General features: G+C 68.6%; 6 protein-coding genes. 5 read left to right on the top strand and 1 reads right to left on the bottom strand.

From position 1 onward, the window contains the following. Window positions 1-30: 30 nt before the first annotated feature. Window positions 31-1,380 carry an MFS transporter gene (locus ABYX71_RS09140; RefSeq protein WP_372696193.1) on the bottom strand — a complete coding sequence of 450 codons (1,350 nt, stop codon included), beginning with the start codon at window positions 1,378-1,380 and terminating at the stop codon, window positions 31-33. Window positions 1,381-1,550: 170 nt separating this feature from the next. On the opposite strand from ABYX71_RS09140, the gene uvrA reads away from it, so the two are divergent. The 5 genes from uvrA to ABYX71_RS09115 are packed head-to-tail and all read left to right on the top strand — an operon-like array spanning window position 1,551 to window position 7,457. Then, window positions 1,551-4,424 carry an excinuclease ABC subunit UvrA gene (uvrA, locus tag ABYX71_RS09135; RefSeq protein WP_372696192.1) on the top strand — a complete coding sequence of 958 codons (2,874 nt, stop codon included), beginning with the start codon at window positions 1,551-1,553 and terminating at the stop codon, window positions 4,422-4,424. Continuing rightward, the gene (locus tag ABYX71_RS09130; protein ID WP_372696191.1) at window positions 4,421-5,623 is read left to right on the top strand and encodes an MFS transporter; all 1,203 of its coding nucleotides are present in this window, start codon (window positions 4,421-4,423) and stop codon (window positions 5,621-5,623) included. Before uvrA ends, ABYX71_RS09130 begins: the two co-directional genes overlap by 4 nt. A 54-nt stretch (window positions 5,624-5,677) precedes the next feature. Then, window positions 5,678-6,316, top strand: a complete 639-nt coding sequence (locus ABYX71_RS09125; protein ID WP_372696190.1) for a glutathione S-transferase family protein — start codon at window positions 5,678-5,680, stop codon at window positions 6,314-6,316. 48 nt (window positions 6,317-6,364) lie between these two features. Next, on the top strand, window positions 6,365-7,156 hold the full coding sequence (locus ABYX71_RS09120) for a hydroxyacylglutathione hydrolase (RefSeq protein WP_372696189.1): 792 nt from the start codon (window positions 6,365-6,367) through the stop codon (window positions 7,154-7,156). Window positions 7,157-7,172: 16 nt separating this feature from the next. Continuing rightward, window positions 7,173-7,457 (top strand): DUF3175 domain-containing protein, encoded by a 285-nt coding sequence (locus tag ABYX71_RS09115; protein WP_372696188.1) that lies wholly within the window; start codon window positions 7,173-7,175, stop codon window positions 7,455-7,457. Window positions 7,458-7,505 lie beyond the last annotated feature (48 nt).

Here is a 7,505-nt window from a genome sequence, read left to right as displayed (position 1 = left end):
GTTCCATCCGCGCACCGTAGAGGAACACCGTCAGGCGGGAGCGGCGGAAAACCGCTCGACGCTGGTGGCCTCGAAAGTGCGTCCGTCGACCCGCAGGTAGGCTACACCCTCCTCCGGAATCACTACCGCCTCGGCGACACCGCCGATGCGCATGAGTTCATCGGTCAGCTGGCGCGCCCGATCGGGACTGAGGCGGCCGACCTCGATCAGCCGCGTCTGCAGGTGCGCCGGCGCCCGCAGACCGGTGGACACCAGCAACCACACCGCGCACAGCGCGAGACCCGCCCACAACACGCCTTCGGTGCCATGGTGCCCGCGCAGCCAGCCGGCGCCCGCGCCGCCCAGAAACGCGCCCAGAAACTGCGAGGTTGAATACAGGCCCATGGCGGTGCCGCGACCGGCCATGGGGGCCAGGCGCGACATCATGGACGGCAGCGTCGCCTCGAGCACATTGAACGCAATCAGGAACGTCAACAGCGCCAACGCGACGCCCCACACCACGTGACCGACGCCGAGCAACATCAGCACCGCAACACCCAACAGCGCCACCATGGCCACGAACACAGGCTTCAGGCGGGCGCGGCGCTCGGCGTAGACGATCAGCGGCACCATGACGACGATGGACAGCACGACCGTGGGCAGATACAGCCACAGGAGTTGCCCGAGCGGCAGGTCAAGCTGATCGCGCAGCAGCGGCGGCAGGATCACGAACATGCCGGTCATCAGCGCATGCAGCGCCAGGATGCTGAAGTCCAGGCGCAACAGGTGCGGGTCGCTGAGCGCGGCGCGGAACTGGCCGGCCGGCGCCTGCACCTGCCGCGCGGCGACCGGCGTTGGCACCTGCCACCACAGCAAGGCCACCATGACCAGCGCCAGCGCGGCAATCAGCCAGAAAATACCCGGCACGCCGATGCCTGCCGCCAGGACCGGCCCCAGCGGCAGGGACACCAGGTAGGCGCCACCGATGCTGATGCCGATGGCCGCCATGCCCTTGCTGCGCTGCTCCGGCCGCAGCAGGTCGGCCAGCAGCGCCATGATCGGCGCCGCCACGGCCCCCGCACCCTGCAGCGCGCGCCCCAGCACCATGCCCGACGCGGTCTGCGCCAGCGCCGCCACCACGCTGCCGATGGCGAACAGCATCAGGCCGGCGGTGATGACCGGCTTGCGGCCGAAGCGGTCCGAAGCGTTGCCGAAGGGAATGCCGAACACAGCCTGGGTCAGGCCGTAGGTGCCCACGGCCAGGCCGACCAGCAACGGCGTCGAGCCGGGCAGGTGTTCCACGTACAGTGCCAGTACCGGCAGCAGCAGGAACAGGCCCAGCATGCGCAGGATGTAAATGGCCGACAGGGCGCCGGTGACGCGCCGTTCGCTGGGAGTCATGTAAACCGAGGGCGGTGAAAACGCGAAGCCATCCGGTGCACCGGCGGCGGGCCCGCATTATCCGGCGCGGCCACCGGCCACCACAAGCCGCCGTGTCTGGCCGCTTTGCGCAGGACTCGACCCGGCCCGTAACATGGCCTGTTTGCAGCCACTCACCGCCACAGGCCGTCATGAGCAGCCCCGAAGGTCACGCCGCCATCCGCATCCGCGGCGCGCGCACGCACAACCTGAAGAACATCGACCTCGACCTGCCGCGCGACAGGCTGACGGTGATCACCGGCCCATCCGGCTCGGGCAAGTCCTCGCTGGCGTTCGACACGCTGTACGCGGAAGGTCAGCGGCGTTACGTGGAGTCGCTGTCCGCCTATGCGCGGCAGTTCCTGTCGGTGATGGAAAAGCCGGATGTCGACCACATCGAGGGCCTGTCGCCGGCCATCTCCATCGAGCAGAAAAGCACCTCGCACAACCCACGCTCGACCGTCGGCACCATCACCGAGATCTACGACTATCTGCGCCTGCTGTTTGCCCGCGTCGGCGAACCGCAGTGCCCGGAGCACGGCGTGGTGCTGCGGGCGCAAACCGTCAGCCAGATGGTCGACGCCCTGCTGGCGCTGCCCGACGAGCCTCGGGTGATGCTGCTGGCACCGGTGGTGAGCGGTCGCAAGGGCGAGCACACCCAGCTGCTGGAAGGTCTGCGCGGGCGCGGTTACGTGCGGGCGCGCGTCGACGGCGAACTGGTGGAACTCGACCAGGCGCCGTCGCTCGACGGCAAGCGCAAGCACGACATCGAGGTGGTCGTCGATCGCCTGCGCCTGCGTCCGGACGCGCAAGGCCGACTGGCCGACTCGGTCGAGGCCGCGCTCGGCCTCGGTGATGGCCTGCTCAAGGTGGCGTTCCTGGACGAGTCGCGCGCGGACCTGCTGTTCTCGGCCCGCTTTGCCTGTCCGCACTGCGGCTATTCGGTGGCCGAACTCGAGCCGCGCCTGTTCTCCTTCAACAACCCGGCCGGCGCCTGCCCGGAGTGCGACGGCCTGGGTGTGGCGCAGTTCTTCGACCCGCAGCGGATTGTCGCCAACCCCCGCCAGAGCCTCGCCGCCGGCGCCATCCCCGGCTGGGATCGCCGCAACGCCTACTACATGCACCTGCTCGATGGCCTGGCGCGGCATTACGGTTTCGACGTGGAGACCCCGTTCGAGGAGCTGGCGCAGCTGCATCGCCAGGTACTGCTTTACGGCAGCGGTGACGAGGTCGTCACCTTCTCCTACAGCACGGCCGACGGCCGCAGCAAGCGACGGCGCCATCCGTTCGAGGGCATCGTCAACAACTTTGCCCGCCGCTACCGTGAAACCGACTCCAACGCCGTGCGCGAGCACCTGGCGCGCTTCCTTGGCAACCGGCCGTGCACGGCCTGCGGCGGCAGCCGCCTGCGCCGCGAGGCGCGGCATGTGTTCGTGGCCGGGCGCAACCTGCCCGCACTGGTCGAACTGCCTGTCGGCCAGGCGCAAGCCTTCTTTGCCGGCCTCGACCTGCCGGGCGCGCGCGGCACCATCGCGCAGAAGATACTGCGCGAAATCGAGGCCCGCCTCGGCTTCCTGGTCAATGTCGGCCTGGACTACCTCACCCTCGCCCGCTCGGCCGACACCCTGTCCGGCGGCGAGGCGCAGCGCATCCGGCTGGCAAGCCAGATCGGCGCCGGCCTGGTCGGCGTGCTGTACGTGCTGGACGAGCCGTCCATCGGACTGCACCAGCGCGACAACCAGCGCCTGCTGTCGACCCTCACCTACCTGCGTGACCTCGGCAACACGGTGATCGTGATCGAACACGACGAGGACGCCATGCGTCTGGCCGACCACCTGGTGGATATCGGGCCCGGCGCCGGCGTACACGGCGGCTACGTCATCGCCGAGGGTACGCCTGCCCAGGTGGCGGCCAATCCGGCCTCGGTCACCGGCCAGTACCTGGTGGGGAAGCGCGCCATCGCCGTGCCGCAACAGCGCGCTGCCATCGACCCCGAGCGTGTGCTGCGCATCGACGGTGCCAGCGGCAACAACCTCAAGGACGTGACGGTCGACATTCCGCTCGGGCTGCTGACCTGCGTCACCGGCGTGTCCGGTTCCGGCAAGTCGACGCTGATCAACGAGACCCTGTACAAGGCCGTCGCACAGAAACTCAACCAGGCGCGCGACGAGCCTGCCCCCTACCGGGCGCTGCACGGGCTCGACCAGATCGACAAGATCGTCAACATCGACCAAAGCCCGATTGGAAGAACTCCCCGCTCCAATCCAGCTACTTATACCGGATTGTTCACGCCAATTCGCGAGTTGATGGCCGCCACGCCCGAAGCCCGTGCCCGCGCCTACGGCCCCGGCCGTTTCAGCTTCAACGTGGCCGGAGGGCGCTGCGAAGCCTGCCAGGGCGACGGCATGCTGAAGGTGGAGATGCATTTCCTGGCCGACATCTACGTGCCGTGTGACGTATGTCACGGCCAGCGCTACAACCGCGAGACCCTGGAGATTCAATACAAGGGTCGCAACATCCACCAGATCCTCGACATGACCGTGGAACAGGCCGGTGAGTTCTTCAACGCCGTGCCGATCATCAAGCGCAAGCTGGACACACTGGCCGCGGTTGGCCTGGGCTACATCCGGCTGGGCCAGGCCGCCACCACCCTGTCCGGCGGCGAGGCGCAGCGGGTAAAGCTCTCGCGGGAACTGTCCAAACGCGACACCGGCCGCACGCTGTACATCCTGGACGAGCCGACCACCGGCCTGCATTTCCAGGACATCGAGTTGCTGCTGGGCGTGCTTACCCGCCTGCGCGACGACGGCAACACGCTGGTGGTGATCGAGCACAACCTGGACGTCATCAAGACGGCCGACTGGGTGATCGACCTGGGGCCGGAGGGTGGCGGCGGTGGTGGCGAGATCATCGCCTGCGGCACTCCCGAGCACCTGGCACGCGAACCGAACTCCCACACCGGGCGCTTTCTGGCGCCGCTGCTGATCCGCGACAGCACCCCCGTGCCCGGACGGCGCAGCGCGTGAGTGCCGACCCGGCACCGCGCGCGCTCGGCGCGCCGCAACGGGCCCTGGTCTACGCCAGCGCCTTTTGCGGCATCACCACCGAATCGCTGATCGGCATGCTGTTGCCGCTGTGGGCGGTCGACCGCGGCCTGCCACCGGCCCAGCTGGGCACTGCCGTTGCATTGGCCTCGCTCAGTCCGCTGCTGCTCGCCCTGCCGGCCGGCGCCCTGTGTGACCGCTACGGCGATCGGCGCATCATGCTGTGGGCGGGTATCGGCGCCGCGCTCACGGCAGCGCTGTTTCCCCTGATCGACAGTTTCCTCGCCGCCTGCGCCCTGCAGTTGGCCGGCGGCCTGGCCCGCAGCATGAGCTGGCTGGCCGCGCAGTCCTATGCCCTGCGCGCCGCGCCGCCAGCCCGGCGCAACACGATCATGGGCCGGTTTTCGTTCGCCGGCAGCATCGGCATGTTGCTGGCCCCGCTGCTGGCAGGCGCACTGGTCGCCGGTTGGGGACTCAGCGCCGGTTTCGCGCTGATGGCGGTATGGGGCGGCCTGCTGACGCTGGTCGCGCTGCCGCTGCCGGATATCCGCGAGCCCGGGCGCAGTGGCACGCTGTGGCAGGTGACCGGCAGCGCGTATCGGCAGGCCCTGCCGCTGCTGGCGCAGACCTCGCTCATGATCGTCATGTTGCTGACGCTGCTGCGCCTGTCGGCCGCGGCGGTGAATGCCTCGTTCTACCCGGTGCATCTGGCCGCAGCCGGATTCTCGCCGGCGACCATCGGCATCCTGTTCGCGTGCATCAACGGCGCCATCTCGGTCGGCTCGCTGAGCGCCGCCGCGCTCATACGCCACACCTCGATCAGCGCGGTGCTGTTCGGCTCGATCGCACTGTCCGTCGCCAGCATCAGCGCGGTTCCGTTCAGCACGTCGCTGGTGGTCGTGGGCGGGCTCAGTGCGCTCCACGGCCTGGGCCTCGGGCTGAGCCTTCCGACCCTGCTGGCCGCCATCGGCCGGCAGACCGCGCCCAGCCAACGAGGCCTGGTCATCGGCCTGCGTACGCTGTTCAATCGCCTCGGCTATTTCGCCGTACCGGTCCTGCTCGGCATGCTGGTGCAGGGCATGGGGCTGCGCTGGGCGTTCGTGATCACCGGTGCGGCGCTTCTGGGGCTGCTGGGCGTGACCTACGGGTACCTGCGTCGGCGGCGCCTCGCGTACGATTGACCCCATCGACCGGGTCGGATCGACCACCCGCATTCATCACCAGAGGAGAACACCATGACGGTCCTGTTCGGCGCGCCCCTGTCCCCCTTCGTTCGAAAGGTACGTGTCGCCCTGGCGCACAAGAACCTCCCCTACGACCTGCAACCGGTCATGCCGGGCAGCGATGATCCGGCGTTTCGCCGCCTCAGCCCTCTTGGCAAGGTGCCGGCGTTCAGCGACGACCAGGTGGGTCTCGCCGATTCCAGCGTGATCTGTGCCTACCTGGAAAAGCGCCACCCCAGCCCCGCCCTGCTGCCAGCCGATCCCGCGGCGTACGCCACCGCCCTGTGGCTGGAGGAATACGCCGACAGCGTGTTGTTCCACATCTGCACCGAAGGCGTGTTCTTTGAGCGCATCGTCAAGCCCCACATGCGCGGCGTGGCGCCGGACGAAGCAAAGGTCGCCGCCGCCCTGGCCGACCTGCCCGGCGCGTGTGACTACCTGGAGGCACAGTGTGCCGCCGGCCACCTTGGCGGTGACACGTTCACGCTGGGCGACATCGCCGTCGCCACGCAGTTCGCCAACCTCGGCTACGGCGGCGAGCAGGTGGACGCTGCGCGCTGGCCACTGCTCGCGCAGTTCCTGCAGGACACCCTGGCGCGCCCGGCCTTCGCCGACTGCCTGGCCGAGGAAAAGGCTCTCATGGGCGGCTGAGGCCGCTCGCTCCCCTTATGTGCCGGCCAGGCCGGCACCGGAGGCGACGTGATCATCGAACAAATCTATTCCGACAACCGTTACCGCAATTTCCACTACCTGATCGGGTGTCCGGATACCGGCGAGGCGCTGGCCATCGATCCGCTTGAGGCCGAGCTGGTGATCGCCAGGGCCGCCGAAATGGGCTGGCGCATCACGCAGGTTCTCAATACCCACGAACACCCCGACCACATTGGCGGCAACGACCGGGTCATCGCCGCCACCGGTGCCAAGCTGTTGGCGCACGCCGGTGCCAAGGGCCGTATTCCGGGCATCGATCGCGGCCTCAAGGCCGGCGACGTGATTCCGATCGGCAAGAGCGGTGAACTCGAAGTCCTGGACACGCCCGGCCACACCATGAGCCACGTGTGCCTGTTCTGCCGGGGCGACCGGCCGGGCCTGATCAGCGGTGACACGCTGTTCAACGCCGGCGCCGGCAACTGCCACGGCGGCGGTCATCCGGAACACCTGTACCACACCTTCGCCGACCAACTGGCGCGCCTGCCGGACGCGACCGTGATCTATCCGGGGCACGACTACATCGCCAACAACCTGCGCTTCACGCTGGACCGCGAGCCGGACAACCAGCAGGCAGCGGCGTTGCTGGATGCGGTCGACGCCCAGGATCCGCATGCCGCGCGGCTGACCACGCTGGGCGAGGAGAAGGAGGTGAATACCTTCTTTCGGCTCACCAACCCGACGGTCATCGCCCGCCTGCGCGAGGCCTTCCCCGATCTGCCCGAGCAGCCCTCGGCGCAGGCCGTGTTCCTGAAGCTGCGCGAACTGCGCAACGGCTGGTAGCAACAGCAGCCCACGCGTGACGGACCGGCGCGAGCGTCGCTGGTCGCAACGGGTCGGCCGCACCAGCAACGCCCTGGACCTGGAGCCGGGGCTGTTCGCCCGGGACGACCCACGGCGCATCGCGCTGGCACTGCAGGCTGCCGCCGAAGCAAGCCATCGCCGCAGGAGCGCGCCGTTCCGGTCCGCGATGTCGATGCTGGTGTTCTACATCAACCGTGCCGGCAAGCAGCTGTCGCCCGAGCGCAAGGAAGTCCTCGAGCGCGCGAAGCAGGAGTTGCGCGAGCTATTCGGTCGTGTCTGAGGACGCGAGTGCAGTCACCAGCGCGCGCGCTCGTTACCAGGATAGAGG

The sequence above is a fragment of the Immundisolibacter sp. genome (assembly GCF_041625615.1).
Lineage (GTDB): Bacteria > Pseudomonadota > Gammaproteobacteria > Immundisolibacterales > Immundisolibacteraceae > Immundisolibacter.
The sequence above is the reverse complement of the archived record's forward strand: the minus strand, read 5'-3'. Positions and strand labels throughout refer to the sequence as shown.